The sequence below is a fragment of the Wolbachia endosymbiont of Ctenocephalides felis wCfeT genome, from assembly GCF_012277295.1.
GTDB lineage: Bacteria > Pseudomonadota > Alphaproteobacteria > Rickettsiales > Anaplasmataceae > Wolbachia.
In genome coordinates this window covers 1,082,523-1,109,388 of sequence record NZ_CP051156.1, presented here as the reverse complement: position 1 = coordinate 1,109,388, position 26,866 = coordinate 1,082,523, and the positions used below count along the sequence as shown (strand labels likewise).

General features: G+C 34.8%; 13 protein-coding genes and 2 pseudogenes. 5 read left to right on the top strand and 10 right to left on the bottom strand.

All coding sequences use genetic code 11. The annotated features are described in order from the left end of the window. The first annotated feature begins 71 nt into the window (after positions 1 to 71). Together pstC and tnpC (HF197_RS05350) are read left to right on the top strand one after the other, a co-directional pair. Positions 72 to 1,148 (top strand): phosphate ABC transporter permease subunit PstC, encoded by a 1,077-nt coding sequence (gene pstC / locus HF197_RS05355; protein ID WP_168464914.1) that lies wholly within the window; start codon positions 72 to 74, stop codon positions 1,146 to 1,148. A gap of 311 nt (positions 1,149 to 1,459) precedes the next feature. After that, positions 1,460 to 2,820 (top strand): annotated as a pseudogene (gene tnpC, locus HF197_RS05350) (IS66 family transposase). Between the two features lie 79 nt (positions 2,821 to 2,899). Here tnpC (HF197_RS05350) and HF197_RS05345 read toward each other — a convergent pair. From HF197_RS05345 to HF197_RS05310, 7 genes are all read right to left on the bottom strand, one after another. Beyond that, positions 2,900 to 3,565: a WD_0853 family protein gene (locus tag HF197_RS05345; RefSeq protein WP_168464540.1), complete on the bottom strand. Its 666-nt coding sequence runs from the start codon at positions 3,563 to 3,565 to the stop codon at positions 2,900 to 2,902. Then, entirely contained in the window at positions 3,566 to 6,838 is a 3,273-nt protein-coding gene (locus tag HF197_RS05340; RefSeq protein ID WP_174855539.1) for a TrbL/VirB6 family protein, read from the bottom strand. An 80-nt stretch (positions 6,839 to 6,918) separates the two neighbouring features. Further along, positions 6,919 to 9,840: a TrbL/VirB6 family protein gene (locus HF197_RS05335; RefSeq protein ID WP_168464538.1), complete on the bottom strand. Its 2,922-nt coding sequence runs from the start codon at positions 9,838 to 9,840 to the stop codon at positions 6,919 to 6,921. A 3-nt stretch (positions 9,841 to 9,843) separates the two neighbouring features. After that, positions 9,844 to 12,618, bottom strand: a complete 2,775-nt coding sequence (locus tag HF197_RS05330) for a TrbL/VirB6 family protein (protein ID WP_246168468.1) — start codon at positions 12,616 to 12,618, stop codon at positions 9,844 to 9,846. Positions 12,619 to 12,626: 8 nt separating this feature from the next. Beyond that, positions 12,627 to 15,164: a TrbL/VirB6 family protein gene (locus HF197_RS05320; RefSeq protein ID WP_168464537.1), complete on the bottom strand. Its 2,538-nt coding sequence runs from the start codon at positions 15,162 to 15,164 to the stop codon at positions 12,627 to 12,629. Next, entirely contained in the window at positions 15,157 to 17,562 is a 2,406-nt protein-coding gene (locus HF197_RS05315; protein ID WP_168464536.1) for a VirB4 family type IV secretion/conjugal transfer ATPase, read from the bottom strand. Before HF197_RS05315 ends, HF197_RS05320 begins: the two co-directional genes overlap by 8 nt. A gap of 15 nt (positions 17,563 to 17,577) precedes the next feature. Beyond that, on the bottom strand, positions 17,578 to 17,874 hold the full coding sequence (locus tag HF197_RS05310) for a type IV secretion system protein VirB3 (RefSeq protein WP_168464535.1): 297 nt from the start codon (positions 17,872 to 17,874) through the stop codon (positions 17,578 to 17,580). A gap of 112 nt (positions 17,875 to 17,986) precedes the next feature. On the opposite strand from HF197_RS05310, the gene HF197_RS05305 reads away from it, so the two are divergent. Both HF197_RS05305 and HF197_RS05300 read left to right on the top strand, forming a co-directional pair. Continuing rightward, positions 17,987 to 19,531 (top strand): lysine--tRNA ligase, encoded by a 1,545-nt coding sequence (locus HF197_RS05305; RefSeq protein WP_168464534.1) that lies wholly within the window; start codon positions 17,987 to 17,989, stop codon positions 19,529 to 19,531. A gap of 481 nt (positions 19,532 to 20,012) precedes the next feature. Then, positions 20,013 to 20,969 carry an IS5 family transposase gene (locus tag HF197_RS05300; RefSeq protein ID WP_168463866.1) on the top strand — a complete coding sequence of 319 codons (957 nt, stop codon included), beginning with the start codon at positions 20,013 to 20,015 and terminating at the stop codon, positions 20,967 to 20,969. Here HF197_RS05300 and HF197_RS05295 read toward each other — a convergent pair. From HF197_RS05295 to HF197_RS05285, 3 genes and pseudogenes are all read right to left on the bottom strand, one after another. Continuing rightward, a complete protein-coding gene (locus tag HF197_RS05295; RefSeq protein WP_168463942.1) occupies positions 20,964 to 21,281 on the bottom strand; it encodes a hypothetical protein in 318 nt (105 codons plus the stop codon). The genes HF197_RS05300 and HF197_RS05295 overlap by 6 nt on opposite strands. Positions 21,282 to 21,346: 65 nt before the next feature. Further along, positions 21,347 to 22,707 (bottom strand): annotated as a pseudogene (gene tnpC / locus HF197_RS05290) (IS66 family transposase). A 22-nt stretch (positions 22,708 to 22,729) separates the two neighbouring features. Beyond that, positions 22,730 to 25,579, bottom strand: coding sequence for a coiled-coil domain-containing protein (locus tag HF197_RS05285; RefSeq protein ID WP_168463941.1), 2,850 nt, complete (start codon positions 25,577 to 25,579; stop codon positions 22,730 to 22,732). Between the two features lie 314 nt (positions 25,580 to 25,893). Here HF197_RS05285 and HF197_RS05280 point away from each other — a divergent pair, with 314 nt between their 5' ends. Then, positions 25,894 to 26,850, top strand: coding sequence for an IS5 family transposase (locus tag HF197_RS05280; protein WP_168463922.1), 957 nt, complete (start codon positions 25,894 to 25,896; stop codon positions 26,848 to 26,850). Positions 26,851 to 26,866: the final 16 nt, after the last annotated feature.

Sequence of the window (26,866 nt, the reverse complement as noted above, 5' to 3'; positions counted from 1 at the left end):
TAATATAATTACTTATTTTAAACTATTCTATCTGATTGTCAAACAATGGCTTGCAAAATAAAACTTGGCATATGAGCATCTTACTTTCCATACTCATATTACTAATTCTTTTGTTTTGTGTTAACAGGTTTCAACGAACAGATAAAGTTAAATCTTACTTATACCTAAGTGGCGCATGGGTGCTAGTGTGGCTATCAACGCTGTGTGATCATTGTTTCATAATTGCTATTGTAATAGTATTGTTTGTATTTGCTTTCGAATATAAGGGAAAAAGAATAATAAAACTCTCTTTATTTACAGCTTTGGCTTTATCGTTTTCTATTGCTTTATTTATAATGCTATCCATTTTTTCTCAATCTATTAGCTTTTTTGATAAAGTACCTCTTTCAGAGTTTCTATTTTGCCTTAAATGGAATTACAACGTATTTACTATTAATAAGGAAAAGATAGGATGTTTTGGTATAGCACCACTTTTAGTTGGCACATTACTTATAACTATTGTAGCAATGTTAGTTGTTATTCCGCTTGGTTTATTTTCTGCAATATACATTAGTGAGTATGCCAGCGAGAAAGTGCGTTATGTCGTTAATACGACTTTACAAGTTTTATCTGCCATTCCTACCGTGGTATATGGGTATTTTTCAGTTGTATTTTTGTCTTCCTTTATAAGACAGATAGCAAATTTTTTTGGTTTAAGTATACACTCAGAAAGTGCTTTGGTTGCTGGACTGGCGATTGGAATAATGATTCTTCCCTTTATTATTTCTCTACTGGAAGATGCAATTAGATCCGTTCCAAAGAGTTTGTGTTATGGCTTTATGGCATTGGGAGCAACTCAAGCAGAGACTGTGTGGCACATAACAATACCATATGCAATGCCTACCATTTTAAGCGCAATTTTGTTGTCAATATCGCGGGTGATAGGTGAGACAATGATTGTGCTGATGGCTGTGGGAATAAATGCAAATCTAACTTTCAACCCCCTTCACTCGGTCACCACAATAACTGTGCAAATAGCAACGCTACTTACAGGAGATCAAGATTTTAGCAGCGTGCAAACTCTTGCTGCTTATGCACTAAGTTTAGTGCTGTTTGTTATCACTTGGCTGTTAAATGCGTTTGCGTTATTTATAGTAAAGCGTAATTAGTGACTGTAAGAATATTAAAATTTCCACAAACCTCAAAATTACAACTTTAACGCTATCATTATGTGGCAACATACTTTTAAAGACCAGTTATTTCCATTTAAGGGGCAGTTATTTCCGTTTTGGAAATAACTGATTTGTATATAATTTCCCATAATCTCATTAAAAAGTCGACGAAAGTTAAGAATATTAGATAAAATTTATATATTAATAATGATATTTTTAAAGAAAATAGGTATCCATTCAGCTGGGCGGTAAAATAAAGAGTAGACAAGGAATGCTAAAAAGGTAAACTAGAGTGGCTGTGAGGTAATATGGTTGATCTTTTAGAATTTTGCGAAAGTTTAAGCAGACTATAGAAAAGTTAGAAACAAAAATAGAAGAGCTTAAAGCAGAAAATAAAGCGCTAAGGATCGAAAACGCTGAGTTAAAAGAAAGGCTTGGCTTAAGTTCAAAAAATTCATCTATACCAAGCTCCAAAGAATTATATAAGATGAGGGAAAATAAGCCAAAAAGTGACAGGAAAGTAGGAGCACAGGTTGGACATAAAGGCAGTTACCGCCCTAAAATGGAGGCAGATGAGATGGTAAAAATAGAACTGCCCAATACGTGTGAGTGCGGAGGAGAAATTGCGGTATCAAAAGATCCGTATACTCATCAAAAGGTCGATTTGCCGGAAATCAAGCCGTATGTAGTTGAATATCAACTAGAGCATGGACGTTGCAAAAAATGTGGAAAAAGAAAAAGTAGCAAGCTACAAGAAGGAGTAACTGCGGACACATTTGGTCCAAGAGTTAAGTCAGTAATTGCAGCATTAAGTGGATTTTACAAGAATTCGAAAAAAGAAGTGGCAAATATTATAAAGGACATTTTCAACCTGGATATCAGCGTCGGTAGTGTATCAAATAGCGAGGCTAGAGTGGCAGAAAAATGCCAAGAAGCATATGAGCAAATTGAGGAAGAGGTAAGCAAGAGCAAAATTTTACATATCGATGAAACTAGCCATTACAACAAAGGTAAACAGGGCTGGTGCTGGATGTTTGCGAGCAAAATAGGAAGTGTGATCAAATTGACAGAGTCAAGAGGGATGAAAGTCCTGGAAAATAGTAAATTTGGAAAGAATAACAACCTAGTAGTGACCGACAGATATGCAGCTTACAACTACTTTTCCAGCAAGAAAAGGCAGGTCTGTTGGGCACATTTAGCAAGAGATTTTGAAAGGTTGTCTCATAGTTGGAATAGCGAAGTGAAAGTTTTGGGGTATTATTTAAGGAATGTTGCTACTGAATTATTTGCATTGAAAAAAGCTCTGTTAAAGGATGAAATAGACACATTAAGGTTCATAAGAAGAGCAAGAAAATTACGCAAGCGAACGAGATATTACTTAAAGAATATATCAAATTTACCCGAGGCAATTGGAGCGTCTCGAGTAGCAAAAAATATCATGAAATCGGATCTGATGATGTGGAAATTTTTGGACGATCCAGAAAATATTCCACTGACAAACAACTATGCTGAGCGACAGATTCGGCATTACGTTGTTTACCGAAAAGTTTCATATTTTACACAATCGAAACGGGGAAATATGTTTCTTGAGAGGATAATTTCATTGTACTTGACTTGGAGGCAAAAGAAGTTAAATCCTTTTCAAAACCTACTGGCTATTGCTTCTTAAGCCATACACCTGAATGGATACCCTTTTCAAAACCTACTGGCTATTGCTTCTTAAGCCATATACCTGAATGGATACCTGGCTATTGCTTCTTAAGCCATACCCCTGAATGGATACAATCATCTACCTTGTTCTTATCTACTGTATCCATTGCTTGACCAATGTCATCCTGTAAATTGTCATGGCTAATTTCTTCAGCATTTTCCCGCCCTTCAATTCTACTTTCTAGCTCTAGCTTGATTATAGTATTTATCTTTTCTATATTATCGAGAAAACTTTCGCATTCCTTATGATTATATTCCTCACCTGAAGCTTTTTTTTCAATAAATAAATTTTTAAATCCTGCTAAATCTGAGTTCTGGTCAGGATTTAGCACAATATTTCTCTCTATAAAGCTTAGATCTGATAATAATAAGCTTACTTCTAATAAATCCTCACTTTTCACATCTGTAAGATCATCAAGTTTATCTAAAATGCTAAACATCTTAAGCTCTTCCTGTGCAATTTCTTGGTCCTCTTTTTCAAATTCTGATGACAATCCCTGATCACCTGTAAATTTTTCGCTTAAAGCATTATTCAATCTAGTAAGATTAATGTCATCATTAGGCTGCACATTGTCTAATAATAGATTCAGCCTTGCTATACGCGCATTTAAAACGTCATCATAACTATCCAACTTTATGTTGCCATTTTCATCTTGCTTCAGCTTATAATGATCAAGACCTTTAAAATTTTGCTTAGATTTCATTTATACCTCATCGTCGTCTGAATCAGGTTCCCTATCACCAGGCAAGCTTCTTCTGTCTGGTGGTTCTGGTGCTTTCCTTTTAGGGCGTCTTCTTGGTGCTTGTGGACTTGATGGACCAGAAGAGCTTGTTGATGCTTGTGAACTTGGTGAACCAGGAGAGCTTCTTGTGAGCACTTCACGTCCTTCATCATTATCTCCTGAGATATTTCTTACTTCTTCACTGGATTGAGGTTGAGTATTGTCTTCTTCATCCTTATATCTTTCTGGCACCCTTTTGCGGCCTATGGTGTAATCGCGAAGCTTTTGTAAGAATTCTTTTCTGTGTGTTTTTGCCCTATAAAGTAAATTATGCTTATATCCGCGTTTTCCTATGGAATCAACTCCATGATTCCAAGCAAATTTCATAGCATCTTCTAGTGTATAACCTAAGTGCGATCCTACATACCCTCTATAGTAATCCAAGTATTTGTTAATTCTTCTATGTGCAATATCCTCTTTATCAACTCCAAATGCATTATAAATTTTTTCTTCAAGTTTATCAACGTCGTTTTTAGGCGATGTCATAAATTTTGTTGCTCCAACAGCAACATTGATAAGTTTGCGTGGTGCATCTAAAGCTGCCTGCACTAGATTAACTTCCTTACCTCCAATATTAACATTCACAGGCAGATACTTACCGACACCCCTACCGATAAGGTGAGCTACACCACCAGCTATTCTATTAGGTTGATTCATAGCCCAATTACCCAAAGATTCTAGTTTGCCACCAACAGACTTTTGATACTGATTCTTCATCGCTTCTGCTATGCCGGCCAAGGGAGATGAATCATACATCTGAGATATGCTGCCAATGCTGTATCCACCTCTAGCAAGACTTAAACCCAATTCCTGTGCAAACTTACGTAGAGAGAACATTAAAAATGAGAGCAAGAATAATACAAATATATCTCCAGCATTGATTAAATATCCCCTCTTGATATCCTGCACTCTTTTATAGTCACTATTTTCTTGATACTTTTTATTTACCTCATGAAATTTTTGTATCTGGCAACTTGCATCTCGTTCTACTTCTTTAACTACTAAAGATTTTATCTCGTCCTTTAGATCGGATAGAATGTTATCTTTTTTATATTTTTCGATTTTTTTCTTTATTGTACTGTCTATATTTACTCTCTTACCTATATTGTCGATGAGAGATAGGATATCAGATTTTTCTACTGCATGTGATAAACTATTTGTTAAACGCACCAGATCCTTTACATTACAGTCTTTATTAATAACTAAATCGCTTTCTGTGATATAGTGATCTGTCGGATTGCTTTCAGTACCAGGAACTGGGTTAAAGAAAGGATAATCTATATAGCGGAACCCTTTTTCAACATAATCCGGTGGAAGGAGAATATATCCGGCACCATTAGTAAATTTTACTGTTCCACCTTCTCTACTTAAGCTTTCTATTCCTGCCATGCTTTTATCTACATTGAGAGGAGAAGCTTCCCCAATAGTGTAAGGTACAAAAATTTGCCCTGGAGTCCAATCAAAATACTGATTGTTAATAACACAAAATCCACCAAACATCCATGACGGCGCACATAGCCTTATCTCAAGCCATTTATTATAGCATACTGTAAAGCCTAACTGCCTATAAAAGGTACTCATTATAAGTGCAGCAAACAACGACAAGAAAGTAAATACCATAATCGACTGTAAACAAAAACTAATGCAGAATTTTATCCAACCTTGAAATAGATCTTTTAGTTGAGAAAATAAAATGGAAATGAAAAACAGTGGCATTATAGCTATGAGGAACGCTATACCTACAAAACCAGATAAGAATATTACATAAGCATATATACATAATATGAAATATAGAACTATTCCTACAAAAATCGCTGGTATCATCAAGCTGCTTGCCCACATTTGGTAATGCCAAAGTCCTGCAAATTTTTTCCATACTGAATAAGCAAAAAACTTATTGAACATATTCTCTATGAAGCCAAATAATTTATCAGTATTTGAGTTGGGAGCAAAGTTAGTAATGATACTTACTAATTGTTCAAGACCTTTGATAAACAACACAAGGAAATGATTATAGAAAAACTTGAAGCTACCAGGAGAGATAAGCGCTACTACAAGCGTAATTTTCATCATTCTAACAATCAGATCATGTCTAGTATCCTGCACCATACCAAAAAGATAGAGAAGCGATGAAATCACTACATATAACACTAACAGCGAGCGTACAAAATTATGAAAGTCTGTACTTTTTTCAGCTATGTTCTCAAACATAGCTTGCGCAGCTGCAGGATCATTACTTTCAAAATATCCTTGACAGTTTCCATTGATTAACAGTGTACATTTTAGAAAGCTATAAACTTCATCAAAAAAACCAAAGCTACTTGGTTTTTGCACTCCACTTAAAAACTCAAAGGAATAACCACCTGCATTATCTAGGTAATATCTGTCTAATATTTTTACATATATTTTCCATCCTTTTTCTAGCTTTTGTCCAACACATTTTCCATCCTTTAGTTCAGTGCTATCTCTCTTTAAGGTAAAAAGTCCGCTTCCGTTTTCTGCTATAGAATTATAACCCAAATGTATGTTGGGAGATTGTGGATTACGCATATATTTTAAACTTTTATTGGGATTTTCATCGCCTGGTCTTTTAAATAAGAAATAAGCACCGTGACCATTAGTAAACCAGCATGGTATGCCACGCCTTGTACTTTCGTCTTCATTAAGGCATTTACAATTTACACTGCAGCTCACGCTAGGATTGCTTGAGATATTTCTATTGCTAGATTTATAATCATTACAAATCAGGTGAAAATCAGGTAGTGCATTATCACCACTACCACCTTCAAATTTGGTTGCGTACTTTAATTGTTCCAAATTCTCTAAACTATAGCTACTATTAGATTCCTTTTTGTTATTAATACCCCAAGATGTCCACGCACCATTAACTCGCACCACTAGATCATCTCCATTAGTTTCAAATCCAGTATCTTTCCATCGCACTACTTGATTGGAGTGAAAACCATAATTGACTTCTCCAGTATCAGGATCAATAGGACTGCTATCATCCCCTTCTGGAAGAAAATTAACATGATCACTTGGAAAATGAGCACCTACTGCAACAGGCTCAGGACCGAAATAATCAGCAGATATGCATCTTGGAAAAGGCATATCGTTTTTGTTACAGCCTGTTATCAATATACATACTACAAGAAGTAGTAACTTAAACCAATATCTGCTGCAATATAATTGCATTTCTCTCACCACAAAATAAATTTCTAAAACTTTACTTAAAATCTCTTTTTAATTAGTTACTATATAATGTAACTCTCCTTTTAATTTTCCTCCCCATTTCCTGTTCCCCCATTTCCTGTTTCACGACTGTTGACGTTACTTCTCCCAGAATCACTACTACTCGTGCTCCCTCTACGTGCGACTTCTTCTTGTACTCCTGACTTACCTGTTTTTTCCCCTCCCTTATTACCTGGTTGCTTTTTTGTGTTAGATTTATTTGATTGAGGATCAGTGCCATCAGAAGATTTGCTATCTTGAATATCTATTTTAGCTCTATCCTTAGCAGGCGACCTTTTTATTGCTTTAATTTGTTCTTGTGTTTCATTATCAAGGCCAACAGTTGATAGTATAGCTTGCGATGCATTGTGCGCAACTTGACGTACACTACCTGTCACTCCATAGCCAGATCTAAATATCGATTGTGCCATTACTTCTGATGCATGGACAAAGACTTCCATTGCACTGGCAATAATTAAGTATATAAACGCTTGAATAAGGTCTATAGGTAAAGCTGCAAAATGTCCACCGCTTCTTTCTCCACTACTTAATGCTACGTCAACAGTAGTGCCAGGATTATATCCCAGAGGTAGTATTGATTTCATAAGGCATAGATCATAGGACAAGAAATTTACGCTAATTAAGCACTGATAACATGCAGAAAAGTTCGTGAGGTTATACAGAACTAAATACATCAACTGATTCAAAAGAGACAAAGATGAAAATAAAATAACTGGTGCTATTGCAATATGTGCGAGCGTTTTTATCCAACCATCAAACAAAGATTTTGTCTGTTGGAATAACATAAATACAATAAATAGAGGTGTTAGTGACAAAAGAAACGCCACCAAAACAGTAGATATTACATATTTAAATGTGGCACTAATAATACATCTCAAGAATGCAAACGTAGCTCTAAGTATCATTAAAAAGGCAATAAAGCCAAAAGGACCAGAAAGCATCAACGATAGAAATTTCAACCAAGTTTCTGAAGTAAATAATACTCCTGCTGTTAGATCTAAAAATGCAAATTTTCTTCCATCACTTGCTATATAGCCAGAGAAACTGTCAACTAAATACGTGCTACCATTTACAAAAAGCCCAGATAGAGTCATACCAAACAATTCCCAGCTTTTTTCGCTGAAAACAAAAGCTATAAATGCTATTTTCATCATTCTTACGATGAAGTCGAACTTACTTAGTTGTATTGTTCTCATCATATAGCCAACAACGGAAAATATAACGTATAGAGTAAGTAAAGCTCTTACCCCTTGTAGGAGCCCTTTTCTATATCCCTCATAGGAAGTTTTAACGTTATCATCACCACCTTCCCTTATAAAATCAAATAGCTTATTTATACTTGATGAAATAAAATCATTTATTTTCTTTTTTACAAACAGAGTGATAGTGTATTTATTATTTTCATAGTACTTACCATTTTTGTCTGTAATATCACTTATATTAACATTGCTTACATCAATACCAAAATATATCTTTTTTGGCCCTTCTTCATTAAGTTTGTTTCCATCTATTGTATAATAATCAATATCATCTTCTTTAATTTTATTTAATACCGATACTCTATTAAAATTATTACTTCCTATAGTGGATAAATCTTTAGGTGGTTTATCGCCTAGATATACATACAATTTATTACCATCAGTATGTTCACATGATCTTTTTACTTTAACATGATATCCACCCCTTTTAAACCCTGAAGCATTACCATTATATGCTATACCAAGCATAACATTACTACCAGGCTGTATGTTTTCATTTACTTTGTATTCACGGCTTAACTGTAAAGAAAAGTCCTTGAAGTCGCCGTTAGTTCTTGAACATGTATTATCATTTCTTGCACCACCACTATTTGGAAGACATTGATTACCTTTAGCAGTATATTGTGCATCAAGGTTACCAATCTTTGCGACAAGAGCTTCAGCCCATGCATCATCTATAGTTTTTACACTATAATCACCTCGTTCATGCGCTTCCTGCATTTCTTTAAGGTGAGAATACATGTCACATGTATTATTATTGTCGTATTTTTTATATCTGATTGAGGAAACACAATTATCACCAGTACCTTCCTTGTTGTAACATATATTCTGATAGTAACAATTAAGCTCATATGAGCTATATTTTTTTACCTCACCAGAACTACATCTCTTTCCATCACATAATTCATTTAATCCCACTTTAGTACGGCGCAAATCTGATAATGCACCATTTATCCATGGCACATCGTCTTTAATATAATCTTTATTAAAATGCACTTTGTTATCGTAAGGAGTGTAGCCATTACCAACAAGCACTCTATTGGTTTTCATTTCTTGTTCACTAAGCGATGGAAATTTTACCTCATTCCTTTTACCATCCTTATCTTTACACCAAAATGTTCCTCCTTCAATTATGTCTTTTGCTGTAGCTTTCTCATTACCTCCCTCTGCCTTATAACAGTTATCATCAAAACTTATGCCTTTTCCTTCAGGATCGCTGTAATTAATCTCTACTTCCCTTGCAACTAAGTTGAAACTTAATTTATCACCTGGATTGACTTTTACTTCAGCATCAACATAGCGTCTATTACTACCAAATTCTTGACCACCACACATCTCGTTTTTATCAATACCGTAATTATCTTGTACTGCATTAATATTTTTAGCTTTTGCATACCTTGGTTCTGAACCATCATCGCAGAAGCTAGCAGGAACAAGCACCTTTTTTTCACCCTGAGAAGGACAAAAATTGATTGATCCGCTAATACTAAATTTTACCTTTTCATCTTTGCTAATTGTTTGATCGGAATCAATCCAGTAAATCTTAGCTCCATCCTTAGATTCATGAACTGGAACAGTTACGTTCACGCTGGTATTTCTACTTTGTAATCCTGGTTCAACACAATCCATTGTGCATCCAGTGATTAAGAAGCATATAATAATTAGTAATGATATCTTGTTTATCATATTTCACTTCCTTTCAGGCCTTGGTAGAGGTGTTTGTGCTTTTTGAGCTGATCCACCAGATGATTGAGAGATGCCAGTAGACGTTCCATATTTTTCTTCATGTTGTTTTGCGTACTCTCTTCTTGCAACGCTGGTTTCATCAAGACCAACTAATCCCATTAAACTCTGTTGATAATGTCTTCCAGGCTCACCTAACGGGTTAGTACTAGATAATGCTTCAGATATTGTTGAAGATGCTTCGATCAAAGCTTTCATAGCATGGCCTAAAATGACGAAAGCCATCATAGCAGTGATATTGGGTGTGTATTTAGAGGCATAACTATAAAGTATACATGGCTCCCAAATCTTTAAGTTAATACTAAATATACATGTAGTACAGACTTCAAAATCAAACACTGAATATATAATATAGTCCATAGCTTGACTTATCAATGATATGAAAAGTAGAAGCACCACTGGATGAATTGCAAATCTTGTTAAAAATCCTACCCAATCTAGAAACATCTGCCGAGTATACGGAAATAGCAGACAAATAATAAAAAGAGGCGCTAAGGATAATAATAATGCAACAATTGCTATTGATGTAATAAAAGAAAATAATGCATGACAAATAGATAAACATACTATTATTAAGCCCCAGATTACCAAACAAAAAGATACAAAACCTAAAGGACCAGAAAAGATAAGAGATACTATTAATAGTATTAAGTGTGATGATGAAAATCTATTTAATGGCAAATCAAGGAATTCAAAAACATTTGAAGTAGTACCTCTGAAATTTGCTACTTCTATCAATTGCATTGGGGCGTTGATAAACATAGAAAATGCATTGTTATAGAAAAAATTCCAGCTATCGTCTCGTAATAATTGGACAATAATTCCTATCTTCACACATATAATTAAAAACTCATATATAGATAAATGAGTTAGTCCAAAAAAATAATAAAGAGTGTATAAGACTATATATAGTGTTAGTAGTGATATTATTGTAGATCTAATATTATGCGCTCTGTTTGATCCTACGAAGCTTTGATAAAGTGATTTTACAGGGCTGGTTTCGGAGTGAGTTGCATTGCCATCTTTGTAGCTAGAGCCAAAGAATGCAGTTTTAACTTTCTCATCAAAGAAGTGATATATTGCACTAAAAGTTTTAACTGGCGGTTCTTTTATTGTTAAATTAATGTTAAACTTACCTTCATTTTTATAATCACAGCCATGATCCTTTATTCCATAGTATATGTAGCCAGTTTTATCCTTCAGTTTATCTCTTAAATTTTCCATATATTGGACATCATGAATTCTGCTAATATCCACAGGTATGTCTGCTTGATTTTCACCAGCTTTATGCTCTGGGAGTTTATCAGAAACGTGTATATATAGGTTATCTGCTAGGCTATGATTTTTTGTCACTCTCATATTATAACCACCCTTTCCACCAGCATAACCAAAGGTAAAGATTAAATTTTCACCCTGAGGGTAATCCTTTTCTACTTTATGATTATAGTTAGTGCGTATACCACCTTGCAGGTGCTCAAAATCTTCATCTCTCATTGTAATTCTTAATAAAGGAACGTTAGACTGCGCTCCAGATTCTACCTCTCTTATAAGTGTTTTTGCAAACCTGATTTTATTATTCTCTTCATCATGATCACCCTCTTCATCACGCATATCATTATAATCATGCATGCCACTTATCAAATCAAGGCCTTCAACTTGCACACAATCTTTAGCCTTAAAATGACATACTTTATTGCACATAGAGTTTAAAATATACGTATCTACTTTACTCTTGTGATCATCTGAAAGCTTACTACAATCTCCGTTGTTATCTTTTAGAAATTTGATAACATCTATAATCTCACTTTTTTTCTTATCTTTATCTGATTTTAAAAAATTAGAACTCCAATATTCTTTTCCATTTAACCATTCAGCATTACCTATAGTGTATCTATTAGGACATATATCACCCTGACATTCTTCTTGATTTAAAGTTTTTGCAAAATATTCTGTTTCGTGTTCACCGCACTTTTCATCGGTTGTGATATATCTTTTTTCATTAGTCTCATCATTTTCGCACATTTTTTTTTCAACTACACTAAAACTGATCGTATCACCCTTTTTAAGCTCGAATGGTAGTGAAACTGTTTGTTTTGCAAATCCTTCAAAATGACGTTTATTTCTTTGGCAAGCGTTTATGTGGCCATCAATTAATCTAAGATATCGATAAGGATCCTGACTGCTATCATTTACTCTTAATGGAACATCTTTCCATGTACTCCACTTTGTGCTATTTTTCGCATCTCTTACACCATTTGCATACCAATCTTTCTCGAAGCAATAGCTTATTCTACTGGATGTGGTGTTTTTAAAATTCTCAAACTGCTTAAGAACATACTCTTGATTGGACCAATTGCTATATGCTTCTCTTCTTAGTTCCCATAAATAACTCAACTGCTCATTGATTACTGCTATAGGATTGCCATCATTCAAACCAAGGGCTACAAAATCAATTGTACTTACAGGTACTGAACCATCATTTTTAACTACAAAATCTTTTTTATCTTGGTTGGGGCAAAAATTAATTTTGCTTGGTACTATATCAATTTCTGTCACTGTTATCCTATCTGAAATGTACACACTAGACTCAACCCATTTCTGCTCTGTTGATACTACATTAAGTTTTTCACGCAAGTTTGATAGACTTTCTGGTTTAATGCAGTGATTCTCACCACAACCAGAAAGAAGAAATACTAATGCTATCAACCAAAACTTAGACATGGCATATCTTACGAATCACCCCCTACACCTCCTTTACGAATACTTTCTTTAGAACCTCCACCATTAGCACCACCTGCTTTGTTTGTAGCATTCTTGGCATCTTTAGCAGCTCCAGAAGCATCTCCAGACTTTGCTTTAGCAGCAGCTCCTATAATGGCCTTGGCAGCAGATAAAGTTTTACCAATCATTTGTTGAGGAGTAGAGCCTTGACCAAGTGCTGCTCTGTGGTTGCCTGCAAGTTCAGCAGCCATTGAAGGAAGAATAGTTAAAAAGTGATAGAAGAGGAATAATATTAAACATAATTTTAGTAACTCTCCGAGAGGAGAGCTGCCGAACTCTATATAGTTGATGTCAAATAAACCAATTATGCTACTCTGTTTAAAACTATAGTTCTGCAAAACGCATGCTAAGGTGGATTCATTTGCATTACACTCTCCATCCTTGACACTAAACCATTGTTTTTTATTACCTAACACTGTTGTCTCCTTTTTCTCAAAATTTAGATTTTTATAGAAAATCTTGTCACATGCTATGAACATAAAAGACAAAAATGCAAAAAGAATAACTGGGTATAGACTATAAGTAATCAACTCCTTTACCCACCCCTCAAAATATGTTTTAGTGTGCTGAAATAAAACCATTGGAATAAATAGCGGTGATAAAATGACAATTACGCTTAAAGCAACCAAAGATAAAATGAATACATAGCACATCCATAAAATAACCATTGTCAGTAGAAGTGCCATAAATATACAAACAAGCGCTATTAAAATCTGTCCTCCAGCAAGAACAATACCAATTATTGAACCAGCAACCAATAAGACAGGAGCAGCACCAATTATAATTGTCACTAAGGCAGCACCACCACTAATGTTACTTCCAATGCCACTCAAAGGAGCTCCCAAGTAAAATAAAATTCTACAATCTAGTCTATCCCAAGGAGCGAGGTAGCTGTAAGATATCTTATTTCCATTGCGAGTGTATTCATAATCTTTACCTGCTTCATAGTTACATATATTTTTACTTTCGGATGATGCTTTTAGTACTATTTCTGATAAACCATTTGAAAGTGTTGTTAGGTATCCATAATACTTGGACATGGTATCACCCGTTGTGAAATAAAGCACTAAGGCAAATTTGAGGATCAACATATACATTTCCTGAGGCCTTTGGACGCCACCGGACATTGCCTTGATAGAAAACAATACTAAAGCTAATACTAGAGCAGCAGTTACGGTATTTTTTAGCCTCTTTTGAGCAACGAACAAAAAGCTACCCTTTTTGTTTCCATTCTTATCTTTTAGCAGATCACCACTTGAATCAATGCCTGCAACTAAATTATCTAATGATTCCTTAATGCACTGTACTATCATAGAAGTTATAGGAAGAGGAGCTAATGATTTACTTCCTGCCTGGTTGTAACAAGCCTCGGAGATGTAATCTTGGAAACAACCTTTATTGTCGTAACTTATAAAACGCTTTCCTACCTTTTCTTTATTTCTGATAATAGCTTTGTAATCATCGTCATTGCCGATAGAAACTCTTTCCTCACCACCTGTGCCGTCTTTATTCTTGAATATCATTATAGATTGTTCACACATAGGAGCAAGAGGATCAGGTGGCAATTCTGTGCAACCCATATCAACTCCTTGTGGCCAAGGAGTCATTGTAATACCAAGCGTTTTAATTTCAGTTAACTCTACACATAACCTACCCATTTTTCTCACTGCCTTGAATGTTGAACCATGTATATTTTTACTTTGCCCAGCTTTAAGAACTGCACATTCTAGACCTCCATCTACCTTTGGCGACCAACTCCCATCTACATATCCAGTATCTTTTTCCCTGACATCAAAGTCTATGTATCCTTCTTCCCCCCTGTGTTCAAAATCATTTGTATTAATAATATTGCCAAACGTTAAAGGATTTCGATGACACACTTCTATATATTCACTATATTGAATACCATTTTTTGGCCAATAATAATCAGTGGTGCTGTTTTGCTGACTAAAGTTCAAAATTTCCTTTTCTGCTTTCTTTCCGTCATCTTTTCCTGATTTTGCTTTCAATGCAGAAAAGTAATCATCTTCCGTTAAATAATTTTTGTTAACTTCATTACTGTAGTTTGCATCTTTTAATTCAAAATCCTGATATTTTCCATCATAATCACGTGCAATTGGGTGCTTCACAAAGCTGTGCTGACATACGACAAGCCCTCCTATGGCCTTCCAAACACCAATAATTGCAGCTATTGTTCCAATAATTGCAAGAAGAGTAAACAAGCCGGCAGAAGAAACAGTTAAAACAATACCGACAAATATTGCACCAACCGCAATGGCTATTCCAGCAGTGGCTGCAGCCGTTTTAAATGCTCCACATTCAGGATCAGAAGCACGACTAAAGCTACCAGAAGAGTTAAATCTGCTAGAAAATTTTGTTTGATCAGTACCACTTACTTCATCTGCAAGCGCTGGATATGAAAGCAAAAAGTCTATGTTTAATAAAAATATTGCAATTAGCAACAATGTTAGCTTAGTCTTAAACATTTTTTACCTTCTGATAAAATATAGGCAACCATACTTTTGGATTATCCCCCACGTCTTTTAATATATCATGTAATAGCAGAACACTTTCTGCTCGTCCAGATAGTACGTTGATTATATCATCTAAGTCTTTTAAGTCTATCCTTGCGACGACAGCATTTACTCCTTGCTTTACTAAAAAGTATCGAGTACTTGGATCCGTGTGCTTAATTAACACATATTCACGTTCTGTCAGCATAAAAACATCCCGATAAACACTAGTAGCCTTCAAATTCGGCAGAAAGATTTGAGTTGCTGTTTGTTGTACAAGTGTATCACTTATAGCACTTTTGCTTGCATCCTCAACACTCTGGGTAGCAAAAATTACAAAAGCATTTAATTTTCTCAGCACCTTCAACCAGTCTTTTATCTTAGGAGCAAAAACTGGATTATCTATTAACGCCCACGCCTCATCCAGCACAATCATAGATGGAGTGCCATCAAGTGAGATGCTGATTCTATGAAATAGGTAGATTAATACTGGCCCAAGAGCAACCGGATCTTTAAGCAAACTGGCCATCTCAAAGCCAAATACTCTTGCTTTTGAAAAGTCTAGCAAATCAGTTTCATTATCAAATATTGCTGCATGAGAGCCATGTTCATGCCACATGGATATTGCTCCAGCTAAAGTATCTGGTCCTGCAAGGCCTAAAAATGGCACTAAATTTCTTAAAAACCTATCTTCTTTTCTTAATTTAAAATTTCCTTCAATTGCATCATTAATACGTGCGACATCTTCAGAGGAAAATTTTTCATTGTATACTGAAATGAGAGATTTAATCCACTCCATTAAGAATGTTCTGTTGTCCGGAGTATCATCAAGTTGCAAAGGATTGAAATTTGTTTTAGTTCTTGGTTCTATGATAGTATAGATGCCGCTAAGTGCTCTCAAAAAGATCTCTGCACCGCGATCTTTATCAAAAAAGAATATTCTCGGAGAAAATTTCATTGCTTGAGCACATAAGAAATTCATCAGTACAGTTTTACCAGCACCAGTTGGACCAATTATCATAGTGTGGCCAACATCTCTTATATGAAAATTAAAAAAGAACGGAGTACGAGACGTTGTATCAAAAACTGTGACTGCATCTCCCCAATGATTATCAAATTTATTACCGGTTGGGTAGTTGTGTTGCGATGCAAACCCAGCTAAATTAAGACTGCTGATCGTACCTTTTCTTACTATATAATCAAAATTACCAGGAATTTGCGCCCAAAATGCTGGTTCAAGATTTACTCTCTCGCGCACAGGATAAACACCACAATTAGAAAGCTCTGATTCTACTAAAGACAAAGCATTATCTAGTGCTTTAGGACTTTTCTCTATACATAAAATAGTCAAATGATGTTGACCAAAGGCAATTTTACCGCTCATTGCATCGTCAAGTGCTTGCGAAATTTCTGCTATTTGAGAAATAGCTTTGTCTGCAGATTGTATCATTCGATTTTGTTGTATCTGCATTTTTGCAATGGCCATTTGTCTATTTATAAATTGAAAAGACTGTGTAATAATAAACTCATACGGGAGTTGTAAGAAGTAGTCAAGCATTCCTGCAGAAGTGTTATTTCCATATTCTTTTATACTGACTATGCCAGCGTATCTACTTTCATTGTGAGTTAGAACCTGTATCATTTTGTAACCGAAAAATAGCCTGTGCACAGGCAAATATTTTGATATTTCAGTTCTGAGCGGAAAGAGTGTATTTGTAACAAAACCGCAGTTTACAATCCTGGATAAAAATTCCATTATCTCACAAAATAAACCATTAGGGGTTTCTTTTACTCCAAGAATTTTAGGCGAGTAATTCCTAAGACTTGTCACTACACGATTTGTTGTTTCTTCCAAATCCTCATAAGTAGTGCGCATGTCATTTTCCCATGCACCCTTCGAAGTTGCATGCCCGAATTTTTTAATTAGATGCGATAAAAACTCTACTCCTTTTTTATCTACTCTGCGAATTATTGTAATATACAGGTCGTTAACGAAAGACTGTCTCATTTCATTCTTTTCTCTCCACTTTATATTTACCTCATTAGCAAAAAAATTTGGTAAATCTTGATTTGCAAATTCATCAGAAAAGATATTTTTTTTTCGCCGGATAGTATGAAAATATAAACTAAATGCTGGAGATGAGATGCTTCTCAGCATCTGATTCCTGATCCTGTTTTGTATTACTAAATCCTCATCATCTGCTGTTTCAAATGCATAACCATTTAATTTTATAACCTTAACAAACCAGTTCTCTTTTGTCAGCAAGGTTGTATTATTCCAATAACAAGAATAAGGTATAAATTCAGCAGCGTGAAGCTCCCTGCCCAAGATGGACTTATTCTTCGATTGAATGGTTCTGAATTTCAACATTGTATTGCACTATATTTAAGTAATATCATAGGAATTAGCTCCGTGGTAAATACGATTTACACATTTGGAGCACTTTCCCAGCTTTACCATAAATAGCTCAATAAACAACGGTTCTTTTGCGGAAGCTATGTAACCAAGTCCATGTATTCCTGGTAACACAAGGAGAATCACTCTCAAATCACTTGAGTTGATAAAAATCAGCATGCAGATTAATACATTTAATATTGCAAACATGTAACTCACGCCGAAAAGCATTGCAGGCCTGGTAAGACCTTTAAATAACTGATCTGTTTGTATACTACCTGTGGACATTTTTAACCTCTAATAATAGCTCTAGCTCTAATATATAGTATTATATTAAAAATTCATTGAAATCAGTAGCATTTAAAGTAAAATATATTTATCACTGATTTAATCTCAAATAATGATAAGTTGGCCATTTCAAGAAGCAGAAAAAATATTGCAGCAATTTCCCAGTAAAAAAGAAATAGTATTTGAAACCGGCTATGGACCTTCTGGTTTACCACATATTGGCACCTTTGGGGAGGTTTTTCGTACTACAGTTGTTGTAAATGCACTAAAAAAAATTGCCCCTGGTATAAAAACCAAAATTATTGCAGTTTCAGATGATATGGATGGTCTTAGAAAGATACCAGACAATGTGCCAAATCAAGAGATGTTAAAAGAGCATTTAAATAAGCCATTAACTATGATACCAGATCCATTTGGTACTCATGAAAGTTATGGTCATCATATGAATTCATTATTATGTAAATTCCTTGATCTATTTGAATTTGAGTATGAATTTAGAAGTGCAACTGAGTGTTATAAATCTGGCATTTACGATGAAAAACTTTTACTCTTATTAAAAAATTATGACAAAGTGATGAGCGTAATGTTGCCATCATTTAGAGAAGAGAGGCAGCAGACCTATAGTCCATTTTTACCGTTGTGCCCTAAAACCTCTCAAGTTTTACAAGTACCGGTAATTGAAATTAATGCAGATAGAGGGACAATTACGTATGAAGACTCAAGCGGAGAAAGAATAGAAACTCCAGTAACGAAAGGAAGGTGTAAACTGCAGTGGAAACCAGACTGGGGAATGAGATGGGCTGCTTTTGGAGTAAATTATGAAGCACACGGAAAAGATCTAACGCCATCTGCTGTGCTTTCAAGTCAAATATGTGAAATACTTGGAGAAAAACCGCCCCTTTTATTTTGCTATGAGTTCTTTCTTGATAAAGAAGGTAAAAAGATCTCAAAATCAAAAGGAAATGGAATTTCGATTGAAGAATGGTTAACTTATGCACCAACAGAAAGTCTAGCACTTTACATTTTTCAGAGCCCTAAAAAAGCTAAGCGCCTATATTTTGATGTGATACCGAAATCAACTGATGAATATTTGGAATCCGTTAAACGCTACCACGAAAGTGACAAAAAGGATGAAAATAGTCCTGTATGGCACATTCATCAGGGAGATGTTCCTTTTATTGAAACTTCAGGTATAAACTTTACGCTGCTTTTAAATCTTGCAGCAGCTTGCAATGCTGAAAACAAAGAGATTCTTTGGGGATTCATATCTACCTATGCACCGAACGTAATTCCAGAAAATAATAAGATGCTTGATAGACTTTCTGATTTTGCGGTGAAATATTATCATGATTTTATAAAACCAACAAAATCATATAAAACTCCAAATGATCAGGAAAAAGAAGCATTGTTAGATCTAAGGCAAACTTTAAGCTCTTTACCTGTAGCTGCTACTACTGAAGAAATTCAATCACAGGTATTTTCTATTGGGAAAAAGCACAATTATGTAAACTTACGTGATTGGTTTCAGCTATTATATGAGACATTACTTGGTCAAAAAACCGGCCCGAGAATGGGATCTTTCATAAAGCTCTACGGAATAGATAATACGATCTCTCTTATAGACAATGCTAATATAGCTTCTCCTATTTGTAAATAGGTTCTGAGGCTTCACAACTGTACAAACATCGTGTTTTAAGCCAGTTATCTACATAATAATATCATTCCAGCATGCAACACACAGTTATACGAACATCAAAGCTTCCATAAATCTCAAAATTACAACTTTAACGCTACCATCATGCGGCAACATACTTTTAAAGACCAGTTATTTCCGTTTTGGAAATAACTGATTTTCATATAACTTCCCATAATCATATTAAAAAGTCGACGAAAATTAAGAGTATTAGATAAAATTTATATATTAATTATGATATTTTTAAAGGAAATAGAGTGGATAGCTATGATTATGAAATTAATAGAAATGTTTTAATAATAAAGCTTTTTTGTCATACTATTTATAGGATCAAGTTAAAAAGACCTGGATTCTAGCGGGCTTTGTTGCATAGCTAAAGTAAAAAGAACTGGGAGTTACTGACAAAATTCATTATAAACAGGCATTTAACCGACAAAGGAAAAATATGCCAGTCAAAATGAAAGTCAGTAACTGCTACGAATATAACAAATTTCTCCAAGAAAGAGGAAATATTTTTTATTACGTCAACGATGCCATAGAAAATTGGTACGAAAAAAGTCCCAAAATGGCCGGTAGCAACAATATTTATAGTGATAAAGTCGTAATTCTAATTCACATAATAACTTATTTGTTTAGAATAGGCCTAAGACAAACGGTGGGGTTTATAGCGGGATACCTTGAGCAAATAGGGAAAAATTTGCAAGTTATCAGCTATTCCCAGGCTTCCAGAAGATTCAAAAAGCTTAACTTAAAAATTAATGATCGAAGACATGATAAAAACAGTATGGAAAATATTGAGATCGCCATAGATAGTACTGGAATAAGCATCTACAATAATATTCCAGGCCATAGTAAGGCAAACGGTACAGATAGAAAGTACCGTGGCTATAAGCAAACAAGAAAATTGCATGTAATGCTGGAGATAGGTAGCAAAAAAGTCATAGCTGCAAAATACAGTAGTGGAGTTTATTCTGACCACTATGGAGCCTGTGATCTTATTGCAAGGGCTAATGCTAAATACAATATAAGCACACTATATGCAGACAGAGCATATAATCGAAAGAAGTTATACAAATTGTGCAATGAGCTTGGCATAAAGACAAAAATTCCTCTGCAAAACAATGCAGTGGAGCATCCAAAGCTGGATTATATGGCTGAGAGAAATTCTACAATCAAGCTCATAAAGTCATATGGTGAAGATGGTATGAAGAAGTGGAAAAAAGAGATAAATTATGGGAAGAGATCTTATATAGAAAGTTTTTTCTCGCGACTGAAGCAAACATTTGGGTTTAGTTTTAGGAACAAATCTGAGATTAACCGTGAGAAAGAAATGCTACTCAAGTGTTATTTGCTGAACAAATTTACTGAAATAGGCATGGCTAAATTTGAGATAGCTTCATGAATTTATTATGCATTGCCTCCTATCCAAAGAGCGATGCAACAAAGCCGCTTGGAATCCAATTCTGACTGTATTACTTTTCTCATCAAATTCCATTGTACCTAATGACACTTCATAATTCTTATCAGGTGAGAAGAACTTTAGCATATGGTTTGCATACGAAATACTACCTCCCAATCCTGTCTTATCCTTTAAATCCATGCTAAGGCCTTTACCGCCGCTATCATAATCAGCTGTAAGATTACACCTGTCCAATTGTGCTTCAAACGTTACCGTTGTATCCTTATAAGTATCAGAATCACTAAACAAATCCATAAATATTGCCTATAAATAAAATGGTCAATTTAGCATGAGAATATGTATCCATTCAGGTGTATGGCTTAAGAAGCAATAGCCAGTAGGTTTTGAAAAGGATTTAACTTCTTTTGCCTCCAAGTCAAGTACAATGAAATTATCCTCTCAAGAAACATATTTCCCCGTTTCGATTGTGTAAAATATGAAACTTTTCGGTAAACAACGTAATGCCGAATCTGTTGCTCAGCATAGTTGTTTGTCAGTGGAATATTTTCTGGATCGTCCAAAAATTTCCACATCATCAGATCCGATTTCATGATATTTTTTGCTACTCGAGACGCTCCAATTGCCTCGGGTAAATTTGATATATTCTTTAAGTAATATCTCGTTCACTTGCGTAATTTTCTTGCTCTTCTTATGAACCTTAATGTGTCTATTTCATCCTTTAACAGAGCTTTTTTCAATGCAAATAATTCAGTAGCAACATTCCTTAAATAATACCCCAAAACTTTCACTTCGCTATTCCAACTATGAGACAACCTTTCAAAATCTCTTGCTAAATGTGCCCAACAGACCTGCCTTTTCTTGCTGGAAAAGTAGTTGTAAGCTGCATATCTGTCGGTCACTACTAGGTTGTTATTCTTTCCAAATTTACTATTTTCCAGGACTTTCATCCCTCTTGACTCTGTCAATTTGATCACACTTCCTATTTTGCTCGCAAACATCCAGCACCAGCCCTGTTTACCTTTGTTGTAATGGCTAGTTTCATCGATATGTAAAATTTTGCTCTTGCTTACCTCTTCCTCAATTTGCTCATATGCTTCTTGGCATTTTTCTGCCACTCTAGCCTCGCTATTTGATACACTACCGACGCTGATATCCAGGTTGAAAATGTCCTTTATAATATTTGCCACTTCTTTTTTCGAATTCTTGTAAAATCCACTTAATGCTGCAATTACTGACTTAACTCTTGGACCAAATGTGTCCGCAGTTACTCCTTCTTGTAGCTTGCTACTTTTTCTTTTTCCACATTTTTTGCAACGTCCATGCTCTAGTTGATATTCAACTACATACGGCTTGATTTCCGGCAAATCGACCTTTTGATGAGTATACGGATCTTTTGATACCGCAATTTCTCCTCCGCACTCACACGTATTGGGCAGTTCTATTTTTACCATCTCATCTGCCTCCATTTTAGGGCGGTAACTGCCTTTATGTCCAACCTGTGCTCCTACTTTCCTGTCACTTTTTGGCTTATTTTCCCTCATCTTATATAATTCTTTGGAGCTTGGTATAGATGAATTTTTTGAACTTAAGCCAAGCCTTTCTTTTAACTCAGCGTTTTCGATCCTTAGCGCTTTATTTTCTGCTTTAAGCTCTTCTATTTTTGTTTCTAACTTTTCTATAGTCTGCTTAAACTTTCGCAAAATTCTAAAAGATCAACCATATTACCTCACAGCCACTCTAGTTTACCTTTTTAGCATTCCTTGTCTACTCTTTATTTTACCGCCCGGCTGAATGGATACGTTTTCTATCCAAGAAGAATTAATAGCAGAGTTAGGGCGATTATCACTTTTTCCTCCATAACTTCCTCTATCGTCATCTATATCACTTCCCCTATCACTTTCACTATCAAACCCATCATCAGTAGTGATACTTCCAAATCTAGGTCGTTTAGATCTAGGTGACAGTTGTTCCGTTATTGGCTCAATAAGACCACCAAGTCCTGAAACTATAGTACATAAATCCCGATATGACGTTACATTACTGAAGACCTCATCTATGTCTATTTTGTTATCATCAGTTTTATTCAAATCTTCTACATAATTTCTTAACTCTTTTATTTCTTTTTTATCAATAAGAGAGTCTTCTTTCATTCTTTCAATTCTCTCTGTCTTATCTTCTATTATTTCCTTTAAATTTTCAATTTCATTATCTTTTCCCTGCAGCTGAGACTCTAAATCTTCAATTTTGTTATCTTTTTCCTGCTGCAGAAGCTGAAATTTTTCTTTTATTATTTCCTTATAACTTTCAACTAGCTTATTAAGCTCATCACCTTTTTCCAGCAGTTTCAACTGCTGTTCTTTTACCCTTTCCTCTAAATCTTTAATCTCATCATCTTTTTCACATAGCTGAGAATTTAATTTGTCTACAGTATTAGAGTGTTTATCTAGTATAAGATCTAATTCTTCTTCGTCTTCTTTTAGTTTTATCTTTAACTTCTTTGATTCATCTTCGAACGCATTCCTTTCTTTTATAGCGTTACTTAAAGCTTTTCTTAATTTCCATGTTGCCTCAACAAGACCATGCACTTGCTTTTTTCGTTCTGTATTAACTTTCATTAATTCTTCATGTCCTTTTATTCTCTCTGCTTTTAATCCTTGCTCTTGTGCTTCAAGCTCGGCTTGTAAATCACTATTTTTTCCAGATAACTCTTCTACCTTGCCTTCAAACTCATTCTTCTCTTTTGTAGCAGTATTTAAGTCTTTTTCTAATTTACTCCTTGCCTCAATAAGCTTGTTCACTAACTCTCTATATTCTTCTTTACCTGTTTCTTGTACTTTAAGCTCATTTTCCAAATCGCTATTTTTTCCAAATAATCTTTTTACCTCACCTGTTAACTCTTCATTTGTTTGAATAACCTGCTCAAACTTCCTATTTAGCTTTTCTTTCTTTTCTTCAGTGTCATCTAACTCTCTTTTTAATTCTTCACTTTCCTTAAAAAGCAACTTCACTAACTCCTCATACTCTTCTTTTTCTATAAATTTTTGTTCTTGTACTTTAAGCTTACTTTGCAAACCACTATTTTTTCCAGATAGCTCTACTATCTTGCCATTTAACTCATCTTGTAAAGTAGTTTCTGCTTGAGTTACAATTGATTGCGAGTTAACTCCTTTTGTTTCAGTATGAGCTTCAGCTTGTTGCGTGACATTGGTTGTAGAGTTCTGTGTTGTAACCTTACCAGGTTGAGAAACAGTCTCTGGTTGACTATCCGGTGTACTAGGAGAACTAGCTGCAGGACTAGCTCCACTATCTGGACCTGGATCTTTATCTTTATCAGAATCTTTTGGGTTCCCACCTGGACCTTTCTTCGTAGGTCCTTCACAACTGGAACTTTTAGCAATTTCCTTACTTTTTTGAGAAGTAGGTATAACGTCAGGTAGCTGCTTCTCAGCCTTTGTTGTTGCTTGTAATGTTTCTCCAGATCTTAGTCCCAAGTATTTTGCTACAGCTTCATGTAAAGGCAGGCCTTGAATGTACAACTCTTGGTTTTGTTTCAATAACTCAAACCACTTTTCTTGTGTCAACTTAGAATCTGTACCATCATCAAAGCTCAACACTTTAGCTATACCATCCTTATTCACATGCATAACCATTTTACAGCTTACAGGCCAAGTGCTTGTCATCTCGTAAGATGCATTTCCTTCAAATGTGTAATATCTTTTCTTCTCTTTATCTTGACGACCATAAACCTCAAGCTTTCCATTGTGATAGATATTCAATGCATCAGTATCTTGTTCCTTCTTTAAAATATCACTAACTTCTATTGGCTCATTGTTACCGTGATCAACAAGATTTATATTCAAAACTCTGTTATTATCACCCGTTACCGAATAATAAGCTTGAATATCTAATTTTGCGCTAAAATATTTATTTGCAACTCCCCTTCCTATATATGCTAGTTCTATATACTTATTCACATCATCCATAAAAGACTTACTTCTTTCACTGAATGCTTTATCAAGATACTCTTTCTTAAAATTTTCATCACGCGTCAAATCTCTTAACAGATTATAAAAACCCCAGTCACCATAACTATTTTTTATAGAATTGAAGTCACTTTTTCCCTGAATCTTCTTAAGGAGCAGCATTTTTCTTTGCAGTTGGTGTATGCCAAACTCTTCAATGATCTCATCTAATTTAGCAGAAAACTCCTTATCATTATTCTTTTCAGAAAGATCATTGAATGCTTTACATAAATCTTCATTTTCTATAATGGAATGACAAAATTTCATTATTGCTCTATCCTTAGTAAGAGAGCTTTCTATCCTACTTCTAAGAGATGCGAGCTTTTTCAACTTCTCCCTATCAAACTTTTCTTTATCAGCAGAATTTCTCTGCAATAAACTTTCCATTGCAGAAATAACATCTGCAATAATATTTTTATCTTCTGTTGTTAATTTATTACTTACTTTTCCTCCTTTATTGCTTTTTTTAGGAAACAAACTGTTTTTTATAAAAGTAACAGGTTTTGAACTGCTTATATAAGAAGCAGTTCCTGAAAAAATTGAAGAATTTGTAGGATTTGTTATTGCCATAATATACCCCCTTATCACACTTATACCATATCTAATATGCTTTTAAACAATAGTCAACTGTTTAAACTACAATATTGCTTTGCATAATAAGTAGGTGTTCAAAGTTATGCAAGTACTTTTTTTCCATAACTATCCTATTTCTTGAATAAAAAAAATTACTGAGCTTATATTTACATCTGTACGAACGTTGTTCCAAAAGGTGTCATTCCAGCGCGTGACGCTGGAATGGCTTTGTTGCATAGCTAAAGTAAAAAGAACTGGGAGTTACTGACGAAATTCATTATAAACAGGCATTTAACCGACAAAGGAAAAATATGCCAGTCAAAATGAAAGTCAGTAACTGCTACGAATATAACAAATTTCTCCAAGAAAGAGGAAATATTTTTTATTACGTCAACGATGCCATAGAAAATTGGTACGAAAAAAGTCCCAAAATGGCCGGTGGCAACAATATTTATAGTGATAAAGTCGTAATTCTAATTCACATAATAACTTATTTGTTTAGAATAGGCCTAAGACAAACGGTGGGGTTTATAGCGGGATACCTTGAGCAAATAGGAAAAAATTTGCAAGTTATCAGCTATTCCCAGGCTTCCAGAAGATTCAAAAAGCTTAACTTAAAAATTAATGATCGAAGACATGATAAAAACAGTATGGAAAATATTGAGATCGCCATAGATAGCACTGGAATAAGCATCTACAATAATATTCCAGGCCATAGTAAGGCAAACGGTACAGATAGAAAGTACCGTGGCTATAAGCAAACAAGAAAATTGCATGTAATGCTGGAGATAGGTAGCAAAAAAGTCATAGCTGCAAAATACAGTAGTGGAGTTTATTCTGACCACTATGGAGCCTGTGATCTTATTGCAAGGGCTAATGCTAAATACAATATAAGCACACTATATGCAGACAGAGCATATAATCGAAAGAAGTTATACAAATTGTGCAATGAGCTTGGCATAAAGACAAAAATTCCTCTGCAAAACAATGCAGTGGAGCATCCAAAGCTGGATTATATGGCTGAGAGAAATTCTACAATCAAGCTCATAAAGTCATATGGTGAAGATGGTATGAAGAAGTGGAAAAAAGAGATAAATTATGGGAAGAGATCTTATATAGAAAGTTTTTTCTCGCGACTGAAGCAAACATTTGGGTTTAGTTTTAGGAACAAATCTGAGATTAACCGTGAGAAAGAAATGCTACTCAAGTGTTATTTGCTGAACAAATTTACTGAAATAGGCATGGCTAAATTTGAGATAGCTTCATGAATTTATTATGCATTGC